This window comes from Paenibacillus sp. FSL H8-0317 (genome assembly GCF_045040685.1).
Taxonomy (GTDB): Bacteria; Bacillota; Bacilli; order Paenibacillales; family Paenibacillaceae; genus Paenibacillus.
On sequence record NZ_CP150294.1, the window covers coordinates 3,658,149 to 3,680,781 of the forward strand.

The 22,633-nt window shown below is 44.3% G+C and carries 20 protein-coding genes; 14 read left to right on the forward strand and 6 right to left on the reverse strand.

What is annotated here, in order from left to right; translation table 11 throughout:
- The first annotated feature begins 96 nt into the window (after window positions 1-96).
- The 4 genes from MHB43_RS16330 (at window position 97) to MHB43_RS16345 (ending at window position 3,182) form a co-directional block, all read left to right on the forward strand.
- Entirely contained in the window at window positions 97-849 is a 753-nt protein-coding gene (locus MHB43_RS16330; RefSeq protein ID WP_221821177.1) for an SDR family NAD(P)-dependent oxidoreductase, read from the forward strand.
- Window positions 850-894: 45 nt separating this feature from the next.
- Window positions 895-1,725, forward strand: coding sequence for an SDR family oxidoreductase (locus MHB43_RS16335; RefSeq protein WP_221821742.1), 831 nt, complete (start codon window positions 895-897; stop codon window positions 1,723-1,725).
- 210 nt (window positions 1,726-1,935) lie between these two features.
- Window positions 1,936-2,286, forward strand: coding sequence for a helix-turn-helix transcriptional regulator (locus MHB43_RS16340; protein WP_260632752.1), 351 nt, complete (start codon window positions 1,936-1,938; stop codon window positions 2,284-2,286).
- Window positions 2,287-2,315: 29 nt separating this feature from the next.
- On the forward strand, window positions 2,316-3,182 hold the full coding sequence (locus MHB43_RS16345) for an aldo/keto reductase (RefSeq protein ID WP_405117535.1): 867 nt from the start codon (window positions 2,316-2,318) through the stop codon (window positions 3,180-3,182).
- Here MHB43_RS16345 and MHB43_RS16350 read toward each other — a convergent pair.
- Window positions 3,176-4,525: a response regulator gene (locus tag MHB43_RS16350; protein WP_339185238.1), complete on the reverse strand. Its 1,350-nt coding sequence runs from the start codon at window positions 4,523-4,525 to the stop codon at window positions 3,176-3,178. The two genes, MHB43_RS16345 and MHB43_RS16350, sit on opposite strands and share 7 nt — an antisense overlap.
- Window positions 4,525-6,234 (reverse strand): sensor histidine kinase, encoded by a 1,710-nt coding sequence (locus MHB43_RS16355; RefSeq protein WP_405117536.1) that lies wholly within the window; start codon window positions 6,232-6,234, stop codon window positions 4,525-4,527. The genes MHB43_RS16350 and MHB43_RS16355 overlap by 1 nt, the downstream gene beginning before the upstream one ends.
- Window positions 6,235-6,550: 316 nt before the next feature.
- Here MHB43_RS16355 and MHB43_RS16360 point away from each other — a divergent pair, with 316 nt between their 5' ends.
- The 5 genes from MHB43_RS16360 (at window position 6,551) to MHB43_RS16380 (ending at window position 12,806) form a co-directional block, all read left to right on the forward strand.
- Complete coding sequence (locus MHB43_RS16360) at window positions 6,551-7,435, forward strand: ABC transporter permease subunit (protein ID WP_338708955.1); 885 nt, start codon at window positions 6,551-6,553, stop codon at window positions 7,433-7,435.
- Window positions 7,436-7,453: 18 nt separating this feature from the next.
- Window positions 7,454-8,323, forward strand: coding sequence for a carbohydrate ABC transporter permease (locus MHB43_RS16365; RefSeq protein ID WP_062325227.1), 870 nt, complete (start codon window positions 7,454-7,456; stop codon window positions 8,321-8,323).
- Window positions 8,324-8,614: 291 nt separating this feature from the next.
- Entirely contained in the window at window positions 8,615-10,300 is a 1,686-nt protein-coding gene (locus MHB43_RS16370) for a hypothetical protein (protein WP_405117537.1), read from the forward strand.
- Between the two features lie 71 nt (window positions 10,301-10,371).
- Entirely contained in the window at window positions 10,372-12,090 is a 1,719-nt protein-coding gene (locus MHB43_RS16375; RefSeq protein WP_405117538.1) for a discoidin domain-containing protein, read from the forward strand.
- A 143-nt stretch (window positions 12,091-12,233) separates the two neighbouring features.
- Window positions 12,234-12,806, forward strand: coding sequence for a family 43 glycosylhydrolase (locus tag MHB43_RS16380; protein ID WP_405132437.1), 573 nt, complete (start codon window positions 12,234-12,236; stop codon window positions 12,804-12,806).
- 78 nt (window positions 12,807-12,884) lie between these two features.
- Here MHB43_RS16380 and MHB43_RS16385 read toward each other — a convergent pair whose 3' ends face one another.
- From MHB43_RS16385 to MHB43_RS16400, 4 genes are all read right to left on the reverse strand, one after another.
- Window positions 12,885-13,412, reverse strand: a complete 528-nt coding sequence (locus MHB43_RS16385; protein WP_405117539.1) for a DinB family protein — start codon at window positions 13,410-13,412, stop codon at window positions 12,885-12,887.
- 151 nt (window positions 13,413-13,563) lie between these two features.
- A complete protein-coding gene (locus MHB43_RS16390; protein WP_405117540.1) occupies window positions 13,564-14,541 on the reverse strand; it encodes an ATP-dependent DNA helicase in 978 nt (325 codons plus the stop codon).
- The gene (locus MHB43_RS16395; protein ID WP_405117541.1) at window positions 14,538-15,584 is read right to left on the reverse strand and encodes a DEAD/DEAH box helicase; all 1,047 of its coding nucleotides are present in this window, start codon (window positions 15,582-15,584) and stop codon (window positions 14,538-14,540) included. The genes MHB43_RS16390 and MHB43_RS16395 overlap by 4 nt, the downstream gene beginning before the upstream one ends.
- Window positions 15,585-15,643: 59 nt before the next feature.
- Window positions 15,644-17,134: a PLP-dependent aminotransferase family protein gene (locus MHB43_RS16400; protein ID WP_405117542.1), complete on the reverse strand. Its 1,491-nt coding sequence runs from the start codon at window positions 17,132-17,134 to the stop codon at window positions 15,644-15,646.
- Between the two features lie 147 nt (window positions 17,135-17,281).
- On the opposite strand from MHB43_RS16400, the gene pdxS reads away from it, so the two are divergent.
- From pdxS to MHB43_RS16425, 5 genes are all read left to right on the forward strand, one after another.
- A complete protein-coding gene (pdxS, locus tag MHB43_RS16405) occupies window positions 17,282-18,166 on the forward strand; it encodes a pyridoxal 5'-phosphate synthase lyase subunit PdxS (RefSeq protein ID WP_200869424.1) in 885 nt (294 codons plus the stop codon).
- Window positions 18,167-18,427: 261 nt separating this feature from the next.
- Window positions 18,428-19,510 carry an ABC transporter substrate-binding protein gene (locus MHB43_RS16410; RefSeq protein ID WP_339185257.1) on the forward strand — a complete coding sequence of 361 codons (1,083 nt, stop codon included), beginning with the start codon at window positions 18,428-18,430 and terminating at the stop codon, window positions 19,508-19,510.
- A gap of 204 nt (window positions 19,511-19,714) precedes the next feature.
- Entirely contained in the window at window positions 19,715-20,563 is an 849-nt protein-coding gene (locus tag MHB43_RS16415) for a stalk domain-containing protein (protein ID WP_405117543.1), read from the forward strand.
- Between the two features lie 275 nt (window positions 20,564-20,838).
- The gene (locus tag MHB43_RS16420) at window positions 20,839-21,498 is read left to right on the forward strand and encodes a TetR/AcrR family transcriptional regulator (RefSeq protein WP_405117544.1); all 660 of its coding nucleotides are present in this window, start codon (window positions 20,839-20,841) and stop codon (window positions 21,496-21,498) included.
- Window positions 21,495-22,631 (forward strand): choline esterase, encoded by a 1,137-nt coding sequence (locus MHB43_RS16425; protein WP_405117545.1) that lies wholly within the window; start codon window positions 21,495-21,497, stop codon window positions 22,629-22,631. The genes MHB43_RS16420 and MHB43_RS16425 overlap by 4 nt, the downstream gene beginning before the upstream one ends.
- The last annotated feature ends 2 nt before the right edge of the window (window positions 22,632-22,633 follow it).

Here is a 22,633-nt window from a genome sequence, read left to right on the forward strand (position 1 = left end):
GACGTGTCAACTTCAATGTGCTAAATTTGATCCAAGGTTGACGCGTCAACTTGATTCATATGAACCCACCAATCACAAAAAAAGGAGATTATAACTATGCAAAATAAACCCGTTGCTCTGGTCACTGGGGCTAATAAAGGTATCGGCCTTCAAATTGCGAAGGATCTTACGGAACACGGCTTCACCGTGCTCGTTGGATCTCGCAGCCTCGAGAATGGAGAAACTGCCTCAAAAAGCATCGGTTTGAATTCACACGCTCTCCAGCTCGACGTTACAGATGAAACCTCCATCGCTGCTGCTGCAGAACGTATTCGGAACGAATTTGGTCGTCTCGATGTACTCGTGAACAATGCGGGGATCTCGCACGCAGGCAGATCGGGTGAACCATTTCCGAACGGTGGAGCAGCGAGTGGTCTTTTGACCGTTGCTTCGCTTGAAGATATTCGTACAGTTTATGAGACTAATGTTTTTGGTGTTATTGCTGTCACGCAGGCGATGTTGCCACTTTTGCGGGAGGCCCCGGCAGCACGTATCGTCAACATAGGCAGTACCGGCGGCTCCCTTAGCTGGAACTCTATTCCGGAAAACTCGCATCGTGCGATGTTTGGTGCCTATTCGGCATCCAAATCGGCTGTTCATGCGGTGACACTTGCCTTTGCATTTGCGCTTGAACCAACAAACATCAAGGTCAATGCGGCATGTCCAGGCTTCACATCAACTGCGCTTAATAATTTTGCTGGTACTCGTAGTGTTAAACAAGGGGCTCGTGAAGCGGTCCGGCTGGCGATGATTGGAGCTGGTGGTCCAACAGGAACATTCTCAGATGAGGATGGACCCATTGCTTGGTGATCATAGTTATACAATGAGGGTGAGCAACTTAAGGAGGATTTCATGATGCGCGTTTTCGTAACAGGAGCAACAGGCTACATTGGTTCCGCTGTCACCCGTGAACTTATTGAAAGGGGGCATCAGGTCATCGGTCTCGTGCGTTCAGACAGTAGTGCTGCGAAACTAGAAGAGTCCGGGGCCGAAGTACACCGCGGTGACATCAACGATCTTGACAGCCTCCGTAGTGGTGCAGCTGCTGCGGATGGCGTCATTCATCTGGCATTCCATCACGACTTCTCGAACTTCGCTGGAGCACTCACAACAGATCTGCATGCCGTAGAAGCGATGGGGGCGGCACTTGAAGGATCGGGCAAGCCGTTCGTAATCACCACGCATGTGAATGGAGTGGCAACGGAGAACATGGTGTTAGCGCTGGCAGGGCGTGGAGTGCGTACATCGATTGTAGAGCTTTGTCCATCGGTACACGGTGAGGGTGACACAGGATTTGTGCCGAGTCTGATCAATATTGCCAAGACTAAGGGCTTCTCAGCCTATGTGGAAGAGGGGAACAACCGTTGGCCGGCTGTACATCGCCTTGACGCCGCGCATCTATATTGCCTGGCGTTAGAAAAGGCACCTGCTGGTTCACGACTAGATGGGGTCGCAGATGAAGGAGTGCCATTTTGCGACATCGCGAGTGCTATTGGTGAGCAGCTGAACGTACCTGTAGTCAGTATTTCACGTGAAGAGGCAGATGCCCATTTTGGCTTTCTCAGCACACTCGCAGCGCTCGATCTCCCAAGATCAAGCGTTGCAACACAGGAACTTATGGGATGGCGGCCAGTGCAACCTGCACTGATTCCCGACCTTAAACAGTCTCATTACTTCAACAACTGATTGGAATTTTAACGCCTTTTTAAAAAATAACAACCATTAATAGAAGCCACTCCATTCATCAGGGGTGGCTTCTTCTTTTGCTAATGTATTCTTAAGACATGGGAAAAATAGGTTCTTGAATTTCTTTCCCGATGTACAGCCGAATCCGAGATTGTGATAGGCTGTATCTACAAAAGTATTACACGTTCTAAATGGAAGGGGATAATTTACTTGGATCAGGAACTTGCGACCACGATCGCTATTGAATTTAAGAACAATCAGAAGGTGTTGAATGCGATCGGAGACGAGACTCGGCAAGCCATCCTCATAGCCTTGATTCAAGGGCCGCAAAAACCCGGCATGCGCGTAGGAGAGATCAGGATGAAGACTCACCTTTCCCGACCGACCGTATCACATCATCTGAAAATATTGAAAGAATCACAGATAATAAGTGTTCGTAAAGAAGGAACTCTCAACTATTACAGCCTTGACTCAGGTAGCAAGTTGAAATTGTTGAAAAACCTGGTGAACCAAATAGAAAAGTTGCTAGCGCAATGCGAAGAACAAGCATCGGAACAATAAATAGAAAACACGGGGAGGGGGAGTTGCGAATGAATCAGACAGTCGCAGCGGCAAACGGAGTGGGCATTCCTCAACTAGGGTTCGGCCTATATAAGATCAAAGACGGGGGGACCTTCGAGAGGACAGTCGAGGAGGCTATTCGAATGGGTTATCGCCATTTCGATACGGCCAAAATTTACGGTAATGAAGCGGCGCTAGGTCGGGTCATCCAAAACAGCGGCATTCCCAGGGAGGAGTTCTTCATTACCTCCAAGGTATGGACGACAGACCTGGGGTACCGTGCGACGAAAAAGGCGTTCGAGCAGACTTGCCAGAAGCTGAACGTAACATATCTCGACATGTATTTGATTCATTTTGCCGGTCCTCAATACGTGAATGCCTGGAAGGCGATGGAAGAGTTATACGACGCAGGTAAAATCAAAGTTATAGGTGTAGCCAATTTCGAGATCCGGCATCTGGAGTATCTGAAGAAGCATTCCCGGATTTCGCCGATGGTAAATCAGATCGAGACCCATCCGGAATTTCCGCAACATGAATTGCATGATTATATGGTTCGGCATCGGATTCTGCATGAGGCTTGGGGACCGTTGGGACAGGGAAGCAAAGCGCTGTTGGAGCATCCGGAGCTAGCGTCAATTGCCCTTTGCCATCAGAAGTCGGTTGCGCAAGTCATTTTGCGCTGGCATCTGCAACGCGGAATTATTGTCATCCCCAAATCATCGAATCCTCAAAGGATAAAAGAGAATAACGAAATATTCGACTTTCAGTTGAATGAGAAGGAAATGGAACAAATACGACGGTTGGACACGGGTAAGAGATATTCCGTAAGTCCGAATGGCTACATGGTCAACCCGATTTATATCAATTTGATGAAGTTATTTATTCGCTCTCATTGATGGATCATATTTCTCCGGTACTGGTAGGGCGTAACTCCGTATTCCACTTTGAACAACTGGATAAAATATTGATTTTTTCGGTAACCAACCATCTGCGCTATATCGGCTACACGGAGTTCCGAATCTTGAAGCAATTGAGAAGCCTTCTCCAACCTCTTCCTGGAAATGTAGTTTGACACATTTTCTCCTGTCTCCTGTTTAAACAGTTTGGAAAAGTAGACGGGATGGAGATGTGCAACTTTCCCCAGTTCATCCAGGCTAAGGCCATGTGACAGATGCTCTTCGATATACGTTTGTACTTTGTCAACGATGGTTTGAATGGACATCTGTTTGTTGTTTCTGATTTGACTGACCCGATCCATGAGAGTTGAAGCTAGTTCATCAGGATGTCGTAACTGGTTGAATATCCACTCCACGGTTTCAGAGGGATCGCGATCCTTGTCCGTCAGATATACATATAGAATGGTCTCCATGAGAAAGATTATTTTTTGCTTATGGAGATGGATTTGATCATATTTTTTAATGATATTTCCGGCCGACTCCCAATCACCGCATGACGGAGAATGGTTGAATATGCCATTGAAGTCTTCTAAGTGTACGTCCTCATTAAGAAAGAACCTGTAGAACATCTGTCGGGTCACGTTTCGATCAGTCAATGAAAAGGGAGGAGACGCGATCGATTGCTCCAGTTTGATGGTCAGTTCTGCAGCAGCTTCTTCCGGAACCAGACCGAACAGCCACGTTCCGGCAGCCCACACGAGACGATCCAATTTGTCTCCGACAGCGTGTTTTATAACATCCTCATGTTCCTGTGTGAAACCCTCCAGCTTGAAGCAGCAAAAACGGCGTTCCCCTAAAAATTCAGTATACGAATCATATTCCTTCCTTAATGTCTCGTTATGACCAAGAAGTGAAAGCAGATACCCCAAGCCATTGAAGTTCTCCCATGCGACAGATTGAGAGGGCCGTATCTTTGTAATATGGTTGATGGCTTTGGACATGGCTTTCTCCACATCATCTTTGTCTACAGGTTTGAGTAAATAGTCGAGCGCACCTAAACGAATTCCTTGTTGCGCGTATTCGAACTCAGAGTAGCCGGAAAGGATGATCACTTTGGTAGGCAAGCTATGTTGGTGGACATGTTGAAGCAGATCAATACCCGACACCTCAGGCATTCGGATGTCAGTGATTAGAATATCGATATGATTTTGAGTCAACATGTCTCGAGCTTCAATCGAATTGGTCATCGTCTCGATCTGATCAATGCCAAAGGTGTTCCAATCGAGTAAATGCTTCATATATTCAACGACATAATGTCCGTCATCCACAATTAATAATCGCATTAGTTATCTCCTTTCACCTCGGGAATGCTGATGAGCAACAGGACGGACAAGCCGCCCCAATCACTAGTAGTAAAATGTAACCCGCTACGTTCGCCGTACGTATTTTTCAGACGTTGATTTACATTCCAGAGCCCTACGCCTTTAATTCCTTCAGGCGGGGTATCACTCTCAAGCCGAGCTTCCAGGCTGCGGATATCATCCAGTGAAAGACCTTTGCCGTCATCGGAGACCTTGATCGTTATCGCAGTCTCTATCTGTTTTACATCAATCGTCACCCGATGGGCACCTTGTTGTCCTTCAATGCCATGTTGAATCGCATTTTCAACCACTGGCTGGATGATCAGCGGCATTAGGGGAAGGGAGGACAATTCCGACGGCAGATCAATGCTGTACTCCATTTTTTTGCTAAGAGCCATAATAATCAGGAAATGTTCCGCAAACTGAAGCTCGCTTTCCAGCGTGACTTCATGCCGGTCCAACTTGGTTAAATAACGATAATATTCAGCCAGATGTTTGCTCATGCGCATGACAGAATCAGGTGAAAATTGAGCCACCGACATAATGAAAAACAAACTGTTGTACAAAAAATGAGGATTGATCTGAGCTTGCAGTTGTTGAAGTTCCGCACTTCGTCTTAGTTCCGTTTCAGTCTTCAAGGATACGAACAGATCCTGGATCTCAGTAACCATATGATTAAAACTTCTGAACAGGCTGTAAAACTCTCTATCCGTATTTTCGGTTATACGTGTATTGTGATTGCCTTGTTCAACCTGTGAAAACTTCCGCTCCAACAAACGAATATTACGGTAATAGTTCCGGTAAAACGTAAAGATCACAACCAGACCAAGCGTGAAAACGGCTAAAATGCTGGCAAAAAAAACTTTACGGTTGCGGTCAATCGGTTGCAGAAAATCATTTGTCTGTGTATATGTAATCAGGTAGGCGTCGATTGATTCAATATATCGGGAAAGAACATAATAGTCGTCTGAATTGGTGTGATAATCATATTTCAAAGTGATCTCCGGCTGTGGAGAAAGTATTTCAGTAACCGCTTTCAACAGATCGTTATCGACTTCTTTCTCACTCCATAACTGATGGGAATTAAACCAAAAAAAAGCATTTGAGCTATCGTTGTTCACAGCCTTTTTCAGCAGATTTTTCAAATAATCGGTATTCAGCTTTACACCAACGACGTACTGAGTCGGTTCATTTTCCCCAGATTTTTGGATGTAAGGATAGAGGGCGAAGTAATACAAGCTATTGCCGACGATTTGCCATCCCCGTTGATGAACATCCTTGAACGGAAGTCTCGCCTCAGGCGTACTGTTGGTGGACAGAAATGTTTCTTCAGACTTCCAGTAAATGCCGATCGATTCAATCGATCGACTGGATAGGAGCGTTTGCCGCAAGCGATCAACGATATCGTTTTTCTTCATTTGGGAATCGTAATTGCTCAGCTCGATAACATGCCTCTGATAAAACCGGACATCACTGTCTGCCGCATACTGAACCCCGTACATATTAGCCTCGTATATAATCCCGTCAAGAATGCCTTTCACATAATCAAGCTGGTTTTTGGAAGCACCGATCAGATTCTCCTCAAGTGTCTTGGAGCTCAATCGGTTCATCACGAAAAACAAACTCAACGTCAGCAGCAGAAAAAAAACAAAAAAATAGAAGAATCGCTTCATATACATTTTTCGGATCATATGAGTTTCCTTTCATATCGCAAGGCGTAGAAGTATAAATTCCTATCGGATTAACTTTAATATAAGCCAAACCTTCGAAAAGCGGAAGGGCAGCATCTGCTATAAATGAAAGCGTTTTAAAATTGATTCAGGATGAGGTGATGATCTTGAAATTTTGGCATTTTGGAGTGAAAGCGCTTTTGTTAAGCTTAATTGCGAGGATTACTTTCGAAGAGCCAACATAGAGGAGGTATGCAACATTAACGAAACTGTGCCCGTCGGATCTGCAAAAAAAACACAACCAAAGATTCCCCGGCGAACTTCATTCAAAAAGGAAATCAAGAAAAGCTGGCCTTTGTACGTACTGTGTATTCCCGCATTTGTGTTTGTCTGCATCTTTTCTTATGGCCCGATGGTAGGTTTGCTCATGGCATTCCAGGACTACAAACCATGGCTGGGCATCACAGGTTCACGGTGGATCGGGTTAGATAATTTCGAACGAATTTTCCAGTACAAAGAAGCCACACAAGCGATCGTTAATACGTTAATTATCGCCGTTTCTAAAATTATCGTTGGTATTATCGTTCCAATAGTCATGGCTATCCTGCTGAGTGAGATCCGAAATATGGGCATTAAGAAAAGTGTACAGACGCTGGTGTATCTGCCACATTTCTTATCTTGGGTTACGGTCGCGGGGTTGATGATTGATATTCTTGGATTAGACGGGGGAATCAACCACATCTTAACAAAGGTTTTCGGCAACGATCCCATTTACTTCTTGGGTGATCCTGATCTGTTTCGATTCACGGTTGTGGTCAGCGATGTGTGGAAGAGCTTTGGTTTCGGCATGATTGTTTATCTGGCGACCATTGCGGGAATTAATCCTTCCTATTACGAAGCGGCCGAGATCGATGGTGCCACACGCCGGCAGCAAATTCGATACGTCACTTTGCCTAGCATGTTGCCCATGATCATCGTCATTTCTACATTGAGTCTGGGAAATATTCTGGACGCGGGTTTTGATCAGGTCTTCAATCTGTACAATCCGCTTGTCTACAGTACGGGAGATATTATTGACACCTATGTTTACCGTTCATCCTTGTTAAACGGGCAATACGGCTTCGGGACAGCTGTAGGACTGTTCAAATCGGGGATTAGTTTGATCTTGATCGTTGTCTCTTACAGGCTGGCCTATAAATACGCCAATTACAAAATATTCTAACAAGGAGGGAGAGGGATCATGTACCATAAGACGACAGGTTATAGAGTATTCTCCTATTTTAATTACGCGTTCATGATACTGGCTGGTCTGGCGTGTTTTCTTCCACTACTTCATCTATTGGCACAATCGCTAAGCAGTAAAGCCGCCATAAGCGGTAATATGGTGTCATTTTGGCCGGTCGGGTTCAATGTGGATGCCTATATCAAAACGTTCAACAATTCCAACTTCAACGGTGCCATGCTGACATCCATCATTCGAACGGTTCTGGGTACTTGCATCAGCATGTTCATCCTGATCTGTGCAGGTTATGCCCTGTCCAAGGAATTCCGGGGCCGCAACATGCTCATGTGGTTTTTTATATTCACCATGCTCTTCTCAGGAGGATTGATCCCTTCTTACATTTTGATAACGGCCCTTGGATTAAAGGACACCATCTGGGCACTTGTGCTTCCGGGAGCTTTCGGTGCGTATAATCTGATTCTTCTCGTTAATTTCTTCAAAACCATTCCAAAAGCCTTGGAAGAAGCAGCATTCATTGACGGAGCGTCCTTTTTCGTGATCCTCAGCAAAATATATTTGCCGTTATCTCTGCCTGGCATAGCGACCGTATCCTTGTTCATTATGGTGGGGCACTGGAATTCCTGGTTTGACGGGATTTTGTACATGTCGGATGCGAGTAAGTATCCGCTGGCTTCGTTCTTACAGACTGTTGTCGTGCAGAGCAATATGCAAAATATGGCGATGAGCCAGTCCGAGGTGGCGGCAATGTCGGAGCAAAGTATCAAGGCAGCTCAAATTTTTGTCAGTACGCTGCCGATCATTTTGGTCTATCCTTTTTTACAACGATATTTCGTGAAGGGTATTGTACTAGGAGCCGTAAAAGAATAGTTAGGATGACGAAAAATTGGATTACTATAAGTTCAACTGAAATTTACACGATAACGGAGAGGACAGAAAAAGCCTGAAGAAGCGGAGCGTTCGCCTAAAAGCTTTCTGAAAGAAAGCTGCATCGGAAGCATACGCTATTACCAGAATTTCACCTTTGTAAAAGTGAATCAAAAATTCTGGGGATAACAGCGATCGGAAGGTTGTTCTGTCATCGGAGTGCCAGTGTAAATATGCAATTAGTTGAACTTATATAGAAAACAAATTGAGCTTGAGTGAAGGGGGCATCTTTCCATGAAGAAAAGAACTGATTTATGGAAAATGGTAAGTATGGTTATGCTGTCGGCTATTCTTGTGGCTGGTTGTAGCAAAGGGGAGAGTGCTTCCGAGACCGCACCGGCATCGGTGCTTAAGGACGGAAAATATGATCCACCGTTTACGATCACCATCGCCAAACAACAGGATGAAAATGCTGGAAAGTACATCAACGGTGAGACGTTGAATGACAATGTATTGACCCGCTGGGGCGAACAAAATCTGGGTATCAAAATACAAACCACCCTGCTGGGAGGTGATGCTTCACAATATAACACCAAGCTGCGGCTGGCACTGACGGGTTCAGAGAAACTACCCGATGTTCTGCCCGTCTATGACACCATGCTGGTCAATGATCTGATCGATTCGGGACAGGTCAAGGAGATTACAGAAGACATCTCAACCTACATGCCTGACCGGATTAAAGACATATACAAACAATACCCAACAACCTTCAATCCAGTGGTTAGAGAAGGTAAGGTTTACGGGATGGCAATCGCACCCAATCTGACGGAAGGCGAAGTCATGTTGATCCGCCAGGACTGGTTGGACAGATTGAATTTGAAAGCGCCAACAACGATTGAAGAGTTTGAGCAAGTCATCGCGGCGTTCACCAATGAGGACCCGGACGGGAACGGCAAGAAAGACACATATGGTTTTACATTTTCGGGTAAAGATTCCTACAATACGGGCTGGGTTAGCGATCCGGTCATGATTTTCAGCGCATACACGGGCAAGCACCTTCCCAGACAATGGCATAACGACAACGGCAAACTCACCTATGGATCTGTGGCTGATGGCAACAAAGAGGCACTGGCCAAGTTGCGCGATTGGTATGCAAAAGGGTATTTGAACAAAGAATTGGCTACTCAAGGCGCCTGGGACGCACTATCCGATTTCACGGAGGGGAAAGCAGGCATCATCATTGGTCGTCCGTGGCTTTACGACAGTGTGAAAGACGTGGAGAAAAATGTGAATGGTGCGAAAATTAGTGCTTACCCGACCATTCAAGGCGTGAACGGCGATAAGACCTATCAGTCCGCACAATTGAACGATGGTGTGTTCATGTTTAACAAGGACTTTCAGAACATGGAAGCTTTCTTCCTGTACTACGATAAAATGTACGACGCAGCGTTCAGCACCGGAGAATTCAAATACGGCTACGCTCAGGGATACGATTACGATATCGTCAAAGAGGAAGTCACTTTCGATCCAACGAAATTTAATACGCCATTAGAGGCCGTGCAAGGCGTTGGGAAAATGGCATTTACCAAAAATACACCGAGTGTTGATGGTCCCGGCCAATCCTACTACGATCTGGCGAGTGGAGTTAAAGCCGACACGGGTGTCCTCATTCAGAGCGCCTCGAAGGATCAAACGACGCAGGACGGATATCGGATTTCGTATGAAAACAGAGATGTTTTACTGCCAAATGAGTTTAACGGTCCACCAACGCCAACGATGCAAAATGTGTGGGAACAGTTGACCACGATGGAACAAGAGACGTTCACCAAAATCATATATGGCAATGAGCCGCTTGAAGCATTTGATACCTTTGTGAAACAGTGGCATGAAAAAGGCGGAGACACCGTGATCGAAGAAGTTAACGAATGGTACAACCAAGCCAGCGAGACGGATGTAATGACACTGATGAATTTGAAATAAAGTCTAGTTTCACCTGAACCAGCCTTCCGGCAACAGGAAGGTTGGTCTTCTAAAAAAGGAGATGATGAGACATGATCAAAGGTAAATCGTGGATGGCTATCGCCATTGCATTGATGTTGTTAACACTTCAATTAACGTCCTCAGCTCAGACCGTTCACGCTGCCGCTGGCGAAGAGACCCACATTGCTGCAACACTGTTTGTATTGAAGAACGAATCCGAAGTATCCAATGCCAAAATCCATTGGGCACCTGTAGCGGGAGCCACAGCATACGAGTTGTACAGATCCGAGAACAATGCGCCCTATACTTTATTACAGACCTTAACCGGTATAACGACGGACGATTATGACCTCAACATAGGTAGCACGTACAAATACCAAGTGAAAGCATATGGAGGAACTTCCTTAATTGCCTCCGCTGTCTCACCAGAATATACCCCTTACACTCTTCCAGAAAACCTCACAACTTTTGATAATACAACGCAATCAACGCTCATGCTTCCGAATGAACTAAAAGTGGGGGATACCTACTACAGATTCAATTTTGTACAAAAATCATCAGGCGGTTTTGGTGAAATGATTCAACAGACATCAACGGATGATATCACCTACGGTAACGACAAAGTGGTTCTTTCCTACACGGATCATCCCGATCTGGCGAATTCTAAATTTGAGGGGATTAATATCCTATACCATGCGTCCACGAACAAATTCGTTTTTTGGGCTCACTATGAAAACAGTACAGACTATACACTTGCCAGAGTATCCGTGGCTTCAGCCACGCCTGGAGAAGACTTTACATTTCACAAAAGCTTTCGACCGGAAGGAAACGAGTCCAGAGATATCTCCATTTTCAAAGATGATGATGATTCGGCGTATCTGATCTCTACGGCCAATAATAATTCGGACACCATCTTATATAAGTTAACCTCCGATTGGCTAGATGTAGATCATCAAGTTTCAGTTATTTACCAAAATCAACACAGGGAACTGCCCAAAATGATCAAAAAAGATGGCATTTATTACTTGTTCTCTTCCCAAGCGGCAGGTTGGTATCCGAGCATACCCTTGTATTCTTCAGCAACAAGCATAGACGGCGATTGGTCTGAATTACGGACGATTGGCAACACGTCAACCTTCTCGGCGCAGTCGGGTTCCGTCATGCGGGTGAAGCCAGATACGGGTAACAACGTGGTTATGGTTGCATATCGCTGGATGTTCGGCTGGGCAGGCACGCAAAATGGAACAACGGAGGAACGTTTGCTTCCCGTTTGGTTCTCCGATCGTTACGCATTTTATGATTATTTTGATCAAGTCCTGTACAACACAAACAATGATGTTGTCATTCCCGTTCAGAATGGAAAACTGCTGTCGCAAGGCAAACCTGCAACAGCCCAAACGGCTACCGGAACGAACCCGGCAAGTTTTGCTAATGATGGTAACTATCAAACCGAATGGATCGGCACAGGCAGTTCCTGGCCACATTGGTGGAAGGTCGATCTCGGCTCCGTTCAACAGTTAAATAATGTGCAAATCTCCTGGTGGATGCAAAAAGGCTCCGAAGGTTATTACAAATATAAAATAGAGACCAGTACGGATAACGTAAACTGGACCGTGGCATTGGATCGAACCAATAATACATCTTACGGTTTCACATCAGATACGCTATCGAGCACTGCTGCAAGGTATGTACGAATTAATATGCAAAATGCGGCACTTCATAACAACCCTAACAATTGGTACACGCCAAGACTTTGGGAAGTGAAGGTATTTGGATCGGAGACCAATTAACGATGTTCCTAAAAGAAGAGAGGTAACGGTGTGAATAATCAATTAACCAATGGTGGCATCTGGAATGATTCAAGCGGTAATCCAATCCATGCTCATGGGTCCACTATGAGAATGGTGACAATTACAATGATGCCGCGTGCGCCATAGCCACCTCTGATTCTCCAGATAGCCATTTCGTTTATCATGGCAGCTTTAATCCGTATGGGTATATGTCGCGTGACTGCACACTCTTTCAGGACGATGACGGGACGGCTTATTTTATTTCGGCTGCCAGAGACAATGCGGACCTGCACATTTATCGTCTGCAGGAGGATTACCTTAATGTCGAAAGTCTTGTCGGAAAGCTGTGGCAGGGGGAGTATCGGGAGGCGCCAGCTGTCTTCAAACGAAAAGGGAAGTATTATATGCTAACCTCATTTTGCACGGGTTGGGCTCCCAATCAAGGGAAATACGCGATGGCTGATACGATGGATGGACCATGGGGGATGCTCAGCGATTTTGGCGATGAAACGACGTACCAAACGCAACCAGCATTTGTGCTGAAGCGGTCAGAAGAGGAGTACCTATACTTTTCGGATCGCTGGAACGGATCGGATTATTTTCAGTCCAGCTATGTGGTCCTGCCCATTGAGTTCAATGGGGACATTCCTATTCTGAATCATTATTCCACGTTATCTTCGCGAGAGGACGCACATCTGATTCATTTTGAACGATAATTTGAATGATAAAACGACTGATGAGAAAAGACTTTGATCCTACAGAAAATGAAGGTTCAAAGTCTTTTTAAATGAATTTTATAATTGCACATCCAGCGAATAGTGATCGCGAAGTACTGATAAATGGTGGAGCTCATGTCCAGCCATAACAAATGCAATCGATCGAGCTGAAGCAGGATTCTCACTGACGATCCCTCTACAGAGCCAAGCTTCCGGCGTGAGGCGACGAAGCATAAGAATGGTTGAGCGGCGTGTGACGGCATATTCTTCGCTCAAATCGGCGGGGGTATACGTATTGAAAGGGTGGGTCTGCATAAGCACGTCCTGATCGTAGCCGGGATGATTCGCTTTGTCACCTCTGGCAATGCGAAGCAATCGGCTGCTCATGATGCGTTCGTTATCCAAAAGGTGGCCGATGACCTCTTTTACGCTCCATTTGCCTTCGACGTAACGATAATTTGCTTGCTCCTCTGTCAATGAAGAGAGCAAAGTTTGTACGATGTTGGCTTGCAGCTCTAAGCGTTCGATGATGTTCCCTTCAGGAACAAGCTGGATGTATCTTTCATAATAGACTGCATATTCCTCTGTAGTTGGTCTTTCAACCATGTAAATGCCTCCTTTGGGATTCGTAGCTCTGGAATATATTGTAGCATATATCTTACTTCCAGCATTGAAATTGGCTCTTCCGTTTGATGGGCGGAAGGGCTTTTTCATGTGATTTGATTTGAACAGTTACATGATTTGATTTGTACCATTTCTAATCCGTACGTCGTATCCGCTTATTTTGCACAAATTTCTCCACAACCGAAAAATCCTCCGTCACTTTTTTGAACGGCAACGTTTCCAGCACCTGTTCCCGGTAACTCTTCTTTGCAGCAGCGCTAAGACGGGAGTCAAGTATGCTGAGTATGCCAAGATCCGTTTCACTGCGGATCAAGCGTCCAGTTCCTTGGCGTAACCGCAGAAGCATATCCGGTACAAACACCTCCATAAACGAATTCTCTGTTACAGATGCCTTATATTCATAAACAGGATCCGAAGGAACAGGGAAGGGCAGACGGAAAATAATAACCTGTGACAGGTCAGAACCCTCGATATTCACGCCTTCCCAGAATACACCTGTACCCAGGAGTACACCTTTGCTTTTCCTGAATTCAGCGATAACACTGTCCTGGGAAGAACCCTCTTTTTGAACATGGAGTGCCCATGTATATTCATTAGCCCTTGAACTCAACTTCTTATGAATGTATTTCATGTCCTCTTTTGCTGAAAAAAGGACGATTGTTCTTCCCTGAGTTAGATTACAGAGTTGAACCACTTCGTTATAAGCTGCTTCAAGATAGTTTTCGCGCTGGTCATGGTCGTAATAGGGAACTTTGTTCGAAATGTACATCATGGCATGGTTGGTGTAGTCAAAAGGGGAGGGTTGACGCTCCAGGAAATCTCCCTTATAACCAAGGGAGTGCGTCATATAAGAATATTGTTCCTCCAGCGTATCCCCGCCTTGGCACAGCGTTGCTGATGTTAGGATTACAGGTACCTTGCCATTAAATAAAGCGTATTTCAGAAATTGGCTTATATCTTTGGGACAGATGCTGATTGTGGGTACTCCAAGGGGACTGCTTGCCCATAAAAGATAGTTGTCCTCCATTTCAGATAAGACACGAATGAGGGTAATAAGCCCGTTGATGGCTTCAAAAGCGTCATCGATCTCCCGCTCGTGTCGTGAGGTCAAAATGGAAAGGCGTAGGCTGAGATCTTTAAATCGTTTGAGACCTGGTTCAACGGTATTCCTTTGATCTCCGACACTTTGATTCGGTCGTTATCCTGTTTGGCATGGTGGAGCAGATCCGCGTTTACCTGTTTGAAGATGCGCTCAGCGCAGTTTTTGATGAACTTGGATTGGGAGAAGAGACTTTTATCGCCGGACTGCTTCGTGAGAAGCTGCACCGTGTTATCCAGAATGCGGCAGACTCCCCGATAAGTGAACTCAAGTGTTCTGGCATCTCGAACTTTTGCTTCCAGATTATGCGCTTCATCAATGACGATCAAAGCAGGCTGTTCTGAGATGATGCTCTTGGTTCCTTCTTTTTTCTTCATCAAATCTCGTATGAGCAAGTCCTGGTTCACGATAATAAAATCAATCTCGTGAGCCTTTGCATTTAATTTCGATCTCATATCGTAAAACAAACATGTATTTTTGTGATGACAACGTTCAAATTTGCAATCATTCACGGAAACGTGGGACCATACGGCATCACTAACTCCAGCTTTAATATCGGCTCTTTCATCAATTTCATAATCTAATATGCGCTGTGCAAGGGTAGATACGGAGGAGTTAGCATCATCAAGACTGATCCATTCCGCTGCTCTACTTCGGCAGGCATACTGCCCCATGCCTTTTCCCACCACGGAGCGAACCGTTGAGAATCCCAACCGACTACCAATGATCCTTAAATCTTTATGTATCTGTTCCGAGAGCTGAATGGAGGAGGTAGCTATAATGACTGGTTTCTGAGACATTTGATTCGTGAGCAGACTTGGGATCAGATATCCAAAAGACTTACCAATTCCGACACCAGCTTCAATCATGGCATTATGTCCATGGATATAAGCATCGGCGATATCGAGAGACATTTCTTGCTGTCCGATCCGCTCTCTAAGGCCAATTCGGGGGAACCGGTCATATATTCGGAAGATGGCGTTAACCAAAGAACGTTCGATTTCCTTGTCCGGTTCCTGTTTATTCATTTTATAAAGTTCATTTAACCAATTCATAACGATCGCCCCTCTTCCGAATGATGATCTTTTTGTACTCACTTTGGAGACGATTTACCTCACAATGCAGTTGTAACAGCATTTTTCAATCTGGATACGCCTTCCTGTAACTGTTCATCTGACAAATGTGCAAAAGATAAATAGATACCATACTTCGTACCAACAGTCGTTGAACTGCTGACTTCTGAGTATACCACACCTTGTGACCTCGCTGATTCCCGAAAGGCCTCATAAGTGGTCACACTACCTCGCCACCAACCAAACACGTGTAGCCCCGCTTCATTCTCCACCCAATCAAACCATGTAGAGAGTTGCTTGTTCAAAAGTTTGAGTAATAGATGGAATTTACGACTGTATAATCGATTCATTCTGCGCAGATGACGCTCATATTGACCACTTGTCATGAATGCAGCTAATGCCCGTTGTTCGATCAGGTTGACGGGTCTTGGCTCGTATAATGCCTGTGCCTTTCTAAAGGTATCAGCCAAGGTAGGGGGGAGAACCACATAACCAAGTCGTACTTCTAAAGGCAAGGTTTTGGTAAAGCTGCCCAGGTAGATTACGCGGCCTGCTTTATCCAGTGTTTTCAGTGGTTCAACATGCATTCCGCGATATCGGAATTCACTATCATAATCATCCTCAACAATCATGGCATCATTTCGCTGTGCCCAGTCCAGCAGGGTTTGTCTGCGTTCCAGGCTGAGCATTTCACCAGTAGGAAATTGTCGTGACGGCGTGACAAACAACATACGTGCTTCCCAGTCTTGGGGTACAACGCCCTGACCATCGAGATTAGCTTCAATCAACTTTGCACCCGCAGCCAATATGGCTTTAGAAATCCCGACATAACAAGGACTCTCTGTCACGACATAATCCCCAGGATCTGCAAGTAATTGAGTGAGTAAAGCTATAGCTTGCATGGAGCCTGCAGTTACTGCAATATGATCCGGATCGACTTGAATGCCCCGCATCCTCCGAAGATAGGCAGCAATGGCTTCTCTCAATTTTGGATCCCCGGTTGAACTAACCATGGCAGAGGTTGTTTTCAGGTGATGCTCACGCTGCCTTATCTCTGCATACAATCGATTATTCCATTCATCGTAAGGAAACTTGGAGAAATCAGGTTGATATTTGCTAAAGTCGATCACTTCGTCGCTATTCATTCTGGAATCATGTGTATGAGCATTGGCTGGTGTATTTCTTTGAATCGACGGCTGTTCAAACTGCTGAATACGATTCCCCCAGGCGGATAAGTGATGCGTACAAGCTTTCTCGGTGGACGCATTATTGTTCAAATCCAACTGGTAAGCAACAAAGGTTCCTCTTCCATGCTCTGAATGAATGTAACCTTGCGCAGTCAACGTATCATAGACCTGATTCACGGTTCCTCTGGAAATGTGATACGTCGCAGCTAACTCTCTTGTAGAGGGTAATTTCTCGCCATGTATAAGATTACCTTCATGAATTGCATCACGAATGGCATGATAGAGAGCCTTCATCTTGGTATATTTTCGGTTCAAATATGAACTGTAAGCTACATGAAATTGCATAGGACCTCCAGAGTTATCATTAAAGTGGTACAATAAAAATCAAAATTATTGGATCTTTTTATATGACCATTATCATTCTATACTAAATCATAGATTAGAGCGATGCCTTTATTGAAAACCACCCAAAAGTTACTTAGGAGGAATACAATCATGCAAACAGGTACAGATCGTGTAAAAAGAGGAATGGCTGAAATGCAAAAAGGTGGCGTCATCATGGACGTTATGAATGCAGAGCAAGCTAAAATTGCTGAGGCGGCAGGGGCAACAGCTGTTATGGCTCTTGAACGGGTACCTTCCGATATTCGCGCAGCCGGCGGTGTAGCTCGTATGGCAGATCCAACCATCGTTGAAGAGGTTATGAAGGTTGTTTCTATTCCAGTTATGGCTAAAGCACGTATCGGTCATTACATAGAAGCCAAAGTGCTTGAATCCCTAGGTGTGGACTATCTCGATGAAAGTGAAGTTCTTACTCCTGCAGACGAAGTGTTCCATATCGATAAACATGAGTTTACTGTACCATTTGTATGTGGAGCCAAAGATTTGGGAGAAGCTCTTCGCCGTATTGGTGAGGGTGCATCGATGATTCGTACAAAAGGTGAGCCTGGAACGGGCAACATTGTTGAGGCAGTTCGTCATATGCGTCTAATTAACAGCCAGCTCCGTAAAGTACAAAACATGTCCAAGGACGAGCTGTACGCTGAAGCCAAAAATTTGGGCGTAGCTTATGAGTTGCTTCGCGAAGTTCATGAAAATGGAAAACTTCCTGTCGTTAACTTTGCAGCAGGCGGTGTAGCTACTCCGGCGGACGCAGCATTAATGATGCACCTGGGAGCAGACGGTGTGTTTGTAGGATCAGGTATTTTCAAATCCGATAGCCCTGAGAAATTTGCACGTGCAATCGTTGAAGCTACAACACATTACACGGATTACAAACTGATTGCCGAAGTATCCAAAAACTTGGGCGCCCCGATGAAAGGGATTGAAATTTCTAAATTGGCTCCAGAAGAGCGCATGTCCAACCGCGGTTGGTAAGATAGCAGGACATCTAGTTGAATAGGTAGTTTGAACATTTATATAGAAGAGCCGATCAATTGAACCTTAATTGATCGGCTTTTTTGTTATTCTTGGCGAAAGCAAAAGCAAAGAAGGCAAGGAAAATATCCATTTCCATATCAATTGAGAATGATTATAATTATCATTTACGAGATTCGACATTTACTGTATACTGACAATAGTTATTTTACATATGGGTTTAAATGACAAGAGAGAATTCAAAAGGGAGAGATTATTTACATGTTGGTATCCGTTAAAAAAGGGATGTTTCTTTGTTTGATTACTGCAATGATTCTGGTGCTCGCAGCGTGTTCAGGCAACAATGGTGGCAGCGAAGATGCAAATGGCAGTTCACAGCAAGCTGCGGAGAGCAGCGCCACGAATGCAACAACAAATGGGAAACAAACCGACGCTGACGCTTCAGCACCTGCCGAAACAACTTACCCGGTAACCGTTTTAAACTATACAACAAAGAACGGCACATGGGTGAAGAAGGATCAAACGTTTGACAAGGCACCTGAACGAGTAGTTGCCAATACCCAAGGTGCAGCCGAGCTGATGATTCGCCTTGGTTTGACAGACAAACTTGTAGGTGTAGCTGCGTTGTTTGGTAGTGTACCTGAAGATATTGCGGACGAGTTTAAACAAATTCCTGTGCTAGCTGAAGGCTATGTAGGCAAGGAAGTGACAATAGGGGCTACGCCTGAACTGGTTGTTGGTCGTGGTGGATTGTTTGAGGATGCGGACTGGGGTGTTGGTACAGTAAGCAGCTTGAATGATATGGGGATCAAAACATATGTACAAAGCACCAGTGTTCCTGATGCATCGTTAGATAGTCTGTATCAGGATATTACTGAATTAGGTGAGATATTCAACGTACAAGCCAATGCAGCGGCATATATTGAGACGCTTAAAGCACGCGAGAATGCCTTGTCGGCCCGAGCTAGCGCTGAGACGATCAATTATGCATCATTTTCGGATAATGGTGATGGAACCATTGGCATTTACAACGGAAATGGTGATACGTTTATTGAAAGTGCAATGTCATTAATCAATATGCATAATATGCTGATTAATGAAACCGGCACACTCAGTCTGGAGAAGTTAATCGAGATTAATCCGGATGTGATGATTATTTCGAGATATGCAGGTGGTATTGATCCTGAGCAGACGATTGAAAAGCTGCTTGCCAACAAGCAGGTACAAAACATTAACGCAGTTAAAAATAAAAAAATCTACATTATTGATTTCAACAACTTCTGGGGATACGGAGATTCCATCTTCACAGGCGTTGAAGGACTTGCTGATGATCTAGGCTTGTAATGGAAATTTCGGCTTAGTGACCATTCGTGCCTCAAGATCGTTTCATGGGCCAAGAGCATAGTACCAATGAAAGTCGCTATTTTAACGGCTTTTTTTGTTATAAAAGAACCAAATTCCTGTCTAAAGCTGATCAAACTTTTATTGGAACATAACGTTACTATTGTAAGATTAAAAATTACATGAAGTGGGTGAATCGCTGTGAGAATGAAGCACTTGAAAAAAGTAGTTGTCGTTGCATTAGTGATGTCGGTGTTATTACCATTGGGGGCGCAAAAATCTGAAGCAGCATCCAAATATGTTGATTTGGAAATTCAGTGGGCAGACGGTCGTATTAACCATGTTCAGACGTTAATCAAGGATGGAGTCACTTATGGAAGTTTTTTCTCACTGGGTATTAAGGCAGGCCTAGTGTGGGGGATGGAAGATGATAATACAGCCGTACTGAAGAACAGTCAGAAGCATATTGTTGTGCACTTGGGAAGCAGCATTGCCGAGGTAGATGGTCAAAAAGTAGATATGGGCACAGAACCTGTGTCGTATATTAGTCACCTTTATGTGCCCATTAGATTTCTTGCATCTGCTTTGGACGGGGAAGTGACTCATCGAGATACGAAGACGAATAAGATAACTGTGACTGGGCTGAGCAATTATACCGATACTTTTTATGGTAGCGACATGGGTTACACCTATGTCATTCGCACTGCAAAAGGAGACCTTGAGATTACGAATGCTTCTACTGGACAAAAGAGTTTGATACCCTTAGGGATCAAGGACATGAATGTGAATACTCATGATCTTAAGATAAATTTCAAGAGGAGCCCCCAAAATCTACTTATTGTCATCATTGAACACACTAATCGTAATACGGAAGACTACGATCTGTACACCTTGGTATTCAAAAATAAAGGTCTGATTCGCAAATCCATTGCTCACGGGGTAACGGACCAGCAGGAAATTTTGAATTCAGATAGTACCATTCAACTCATCGATGACAACAGTATACGTATTATTGAAGATGGAAGTGGTAAAGTACTTGAAGTCCTTTCTCGTTGAATAGATATCTGATCCGATATTCATGAATTTCATCCCTCACCAACTGATTTTAATACAAACATCTCAAAGAGCCGCTGATCAGAGTGATCAGCGGCTCTTGCATATTTCTTCCCGAATCTTTTCAAAACCAAAAATAGTTAGGCTATCTTTTTGTAAATCTGAATACAGTGGTTTTAAATTTTTATAATGATATTAAACTAACAAGATAGCTTGACTTGTGAATGAATTATCAGTATAGTGTGAATCAGTTCACACTATACATTAAGGAGTAGTCTATGCCAAAAAATACTTTCTTTCGTTTAGACGAAGCAAGGCGCGAGGAAATATCGAATAGCGCTATGCATCTTTTTGTTGATAATCTTTACGAGGATATAACTATGAAGATGGTTTTGGATAGTTTGTCCATGCACCCCGGAACATTTTATCGGTATTTTGAAGACAAAGATGATCTTTATTGTCACTTAATACGTAATGTGACCCAGAAAAGAGTTGCATATTTTAATAACAGTAATGAAGATTCCCTTTACAGCTATTTCCTTACTGGCTTATTTGGTAACGTTAATGGCATGGTCACCGAGCCACTGAATGAGTTGGAAATCAAACTCACTAAAACATTTTCATATATTCCTGAGGACATTTTACTGAAAGTATATGTGAATGTGTTAAAGGGCGAGTCATTCCCCATGATCAAGGACATTTTACGCCGAATGAGGGTTGATGGATATCTCCGACCGGATGTTGACGACGACCTGATTTCTTTTATGTTTGAGTCAATGCAGCTTAATTTAATCTTGTTTTTTAGAGAATTCGACATTAAGGACTCTAATCTGCAACATAAGATCAGCAAATACTTTGCTGAATTTATGGGCCATGGGCTGCTTGAAGATCATAAATATGCTGAAATGGTTAGCGATCTCAAGGGGGAAAGAAAATGAAAACCTATGACGTATTTCCAGAACCAATTGGCGGCTATACTGTCGGTCGAACCCAGATAGATTTTGAGTACACGGCATCAGATGACTCCAAAAGAGAACTGACCGCTTTTGTGTACTATCCGTCCGACAGTAGCGAAGGTAAGACTACATCAACGTACATGTTTCCCGAAGTCTACGAGATGTTTACTGAGCAGCCACTTGTCACTGCGTTGAAGGATGTTTTCTCTATAGATATCAAGACCCAGTGTTACGACGACCTTGCTCTCTCCGGAAAGGAAAAGCGCTATCCAGTGTTATTCTATGTGTGCGGTGGAGGCGGATCTCCAGAATGGGGGACAGTGCTCTGTACAGACTTGGCAAGCATGGGGTATGTTGTGGTAAGCATCGGCCATCAGAATAGCACGATGTATAAACGTAAAGATGGGCGACTGTTTAACGTATCCAAGGGTTTTTCGGATGTCATTACAGCCTTTGGTGAAGATCCGGAGATGCTGGCGTTGGCTGGTAAGATGGAGATGCGGCCTGACGATGAAACTGCCATTGAGATGTGCCGTAACGTGCTTGCACTACCGATACTTTCCAAATTAACAGAGTATAGTGAATTACAGGCAGAAGATGTGAGGTATGTAGCCGATTATCTTTACAAACTGGACTCTGGAGAGCTGAATTCCATCTTTGAGGGCAGATTGCTGCTTGACATCGGCATGGGTATAGTCGGACATTCTTATGGAGGGCCTACGACGGCGATGGTTTGCCGGGATGACGATCGGTTCGCCTGCGGGATTGGCTTGGATAGCGGTGCGTTTGGACTTCTTGACAGCGATCTTAAGAAACCCTTCTTACTACTATTTTGTGAACCTAACTATAATATGAATGCGATTATTGGCGCTAACAATAGCATGGAAACCTATTATTACTCAGTTGATCGTGTTGCACATTTGGATTACTGTGACATCGTGTTTACCAGTGTTAATGAGGAACTCAGAGGTGAACGAGATGCTATGGAGATGCGAAATCTTGTTACAGACTATGCAAAGAACTTTTTTGATCATTACATACTGCAGAAGGCAGCAAGTGTGGAAAGTCTGGCATACGATGGTGTGGAATTGATCAGGAAGACCAGCAACAAGTGACA

Bases quoted from the DNA above. Each gene is read 5' to 3' on its own strand.
- MHB43_RS16330 (WP_221821177.1), top strand. From the start codon at position 97: ATGCAAAATAAACCCGTTGCTCTGGTCACTGGGGCTAATAAAGGTATC.
- MHB43_RS16335 (WP_221821742.1), top strand. From the start codon at position 895: ATGCGCGTTTTCGTAACAGGAGCAACAGGCTACATTGGTTCCGCTGTC.
- MHB43_RS16345 (WP_405117535.1), top strand. From the start codon at position 2,316: ATGAATCAGACAGTCGCAGCGGCAAACGGAGTGGGCATTCCTCAACTA.
- MHB43_RS16350 (WP_339185238.1), bottom strand. From the start codon at position 4,525: ATGCGATTATTAATTGTGGATGACGGACATTATGTCGTTGAATATATG.
- MHB43_RS16355 (WP_405117536.1), bottom strand. From the start codon at position 6,234: ATGATCCGAAAAATGTATATGAAGCGATTCTTCTATTTTTTTGTTTTT.
- MHB43_RS16365 (WP_062325227.1), top strand. From the start codon at position 7,454: ATGTACCATAAGACGACAGGTTATAGAGTATTCTCCTATTTTAATTAC.
- MHB43_RS16370 (WP_405117537.1), top strand. From the start codon at position 8,615: ATGAAGAAAAGAACTGATTTATGGAAAATGGTAAGTATGGTTATGCTG.
- MHB43_RS16375 (WP_405117538.1), top strand. From the start codon at position 10,372: ATGATCAAAGGTAAATCGTGGATGGCTATCGCCATTGCATTGATGTTG.
- MHB43_RS16385 (WP_405117539.1), bottom strand. From the start codon at position 13,412: ATGGTTGAAAGACCAACTACAGAGGAATATGCAGTCTATTATGAAAGA.
- MHB43_RS16395 (WP_405117541.1), bottom strand. From the start codon at position 15,584: ATGAATTGGTTAAATGAACTTTATAAAATGAATAAACAGGAACCGGAC.
- MHB43_RS16400 (WP_405117542.1), bottom strand. From the start codon at position 17,134: ATGCAATTTCATGTAGCTTACAGTTCATATTTGAACCGAAAATATACC.
- MHB43_RS16410 (WP_339185257.1), top strand. From the start codon at position 18,428: ATGTTGGTATCCGTTAAAAAAGGGATGTTTCTTTGTTTGATTACTGCA.
- MHB43_RS16415 (WP_405117543.1), top strand. From the start codon at position 19,715: ATGAAGCACTTGAAAAAAGTAGTTGTCGTTGCATTAGTGATGTCGGTG.
- MHB43_RS16420 (WP_405117544.1), top strand. From the start codon at position 20,839: ATGCCAAAAAATACTTTCTTTCGTTTAGACGAAGCAAGGCGCGAGGAA.
- MHB43_RS16425 (WP_405117545.1), top strand. From the start codon at position 21,495: ATGAAAACCTATGACGTATTTCCAGAACCAATTGGCGGCTATACTGTC.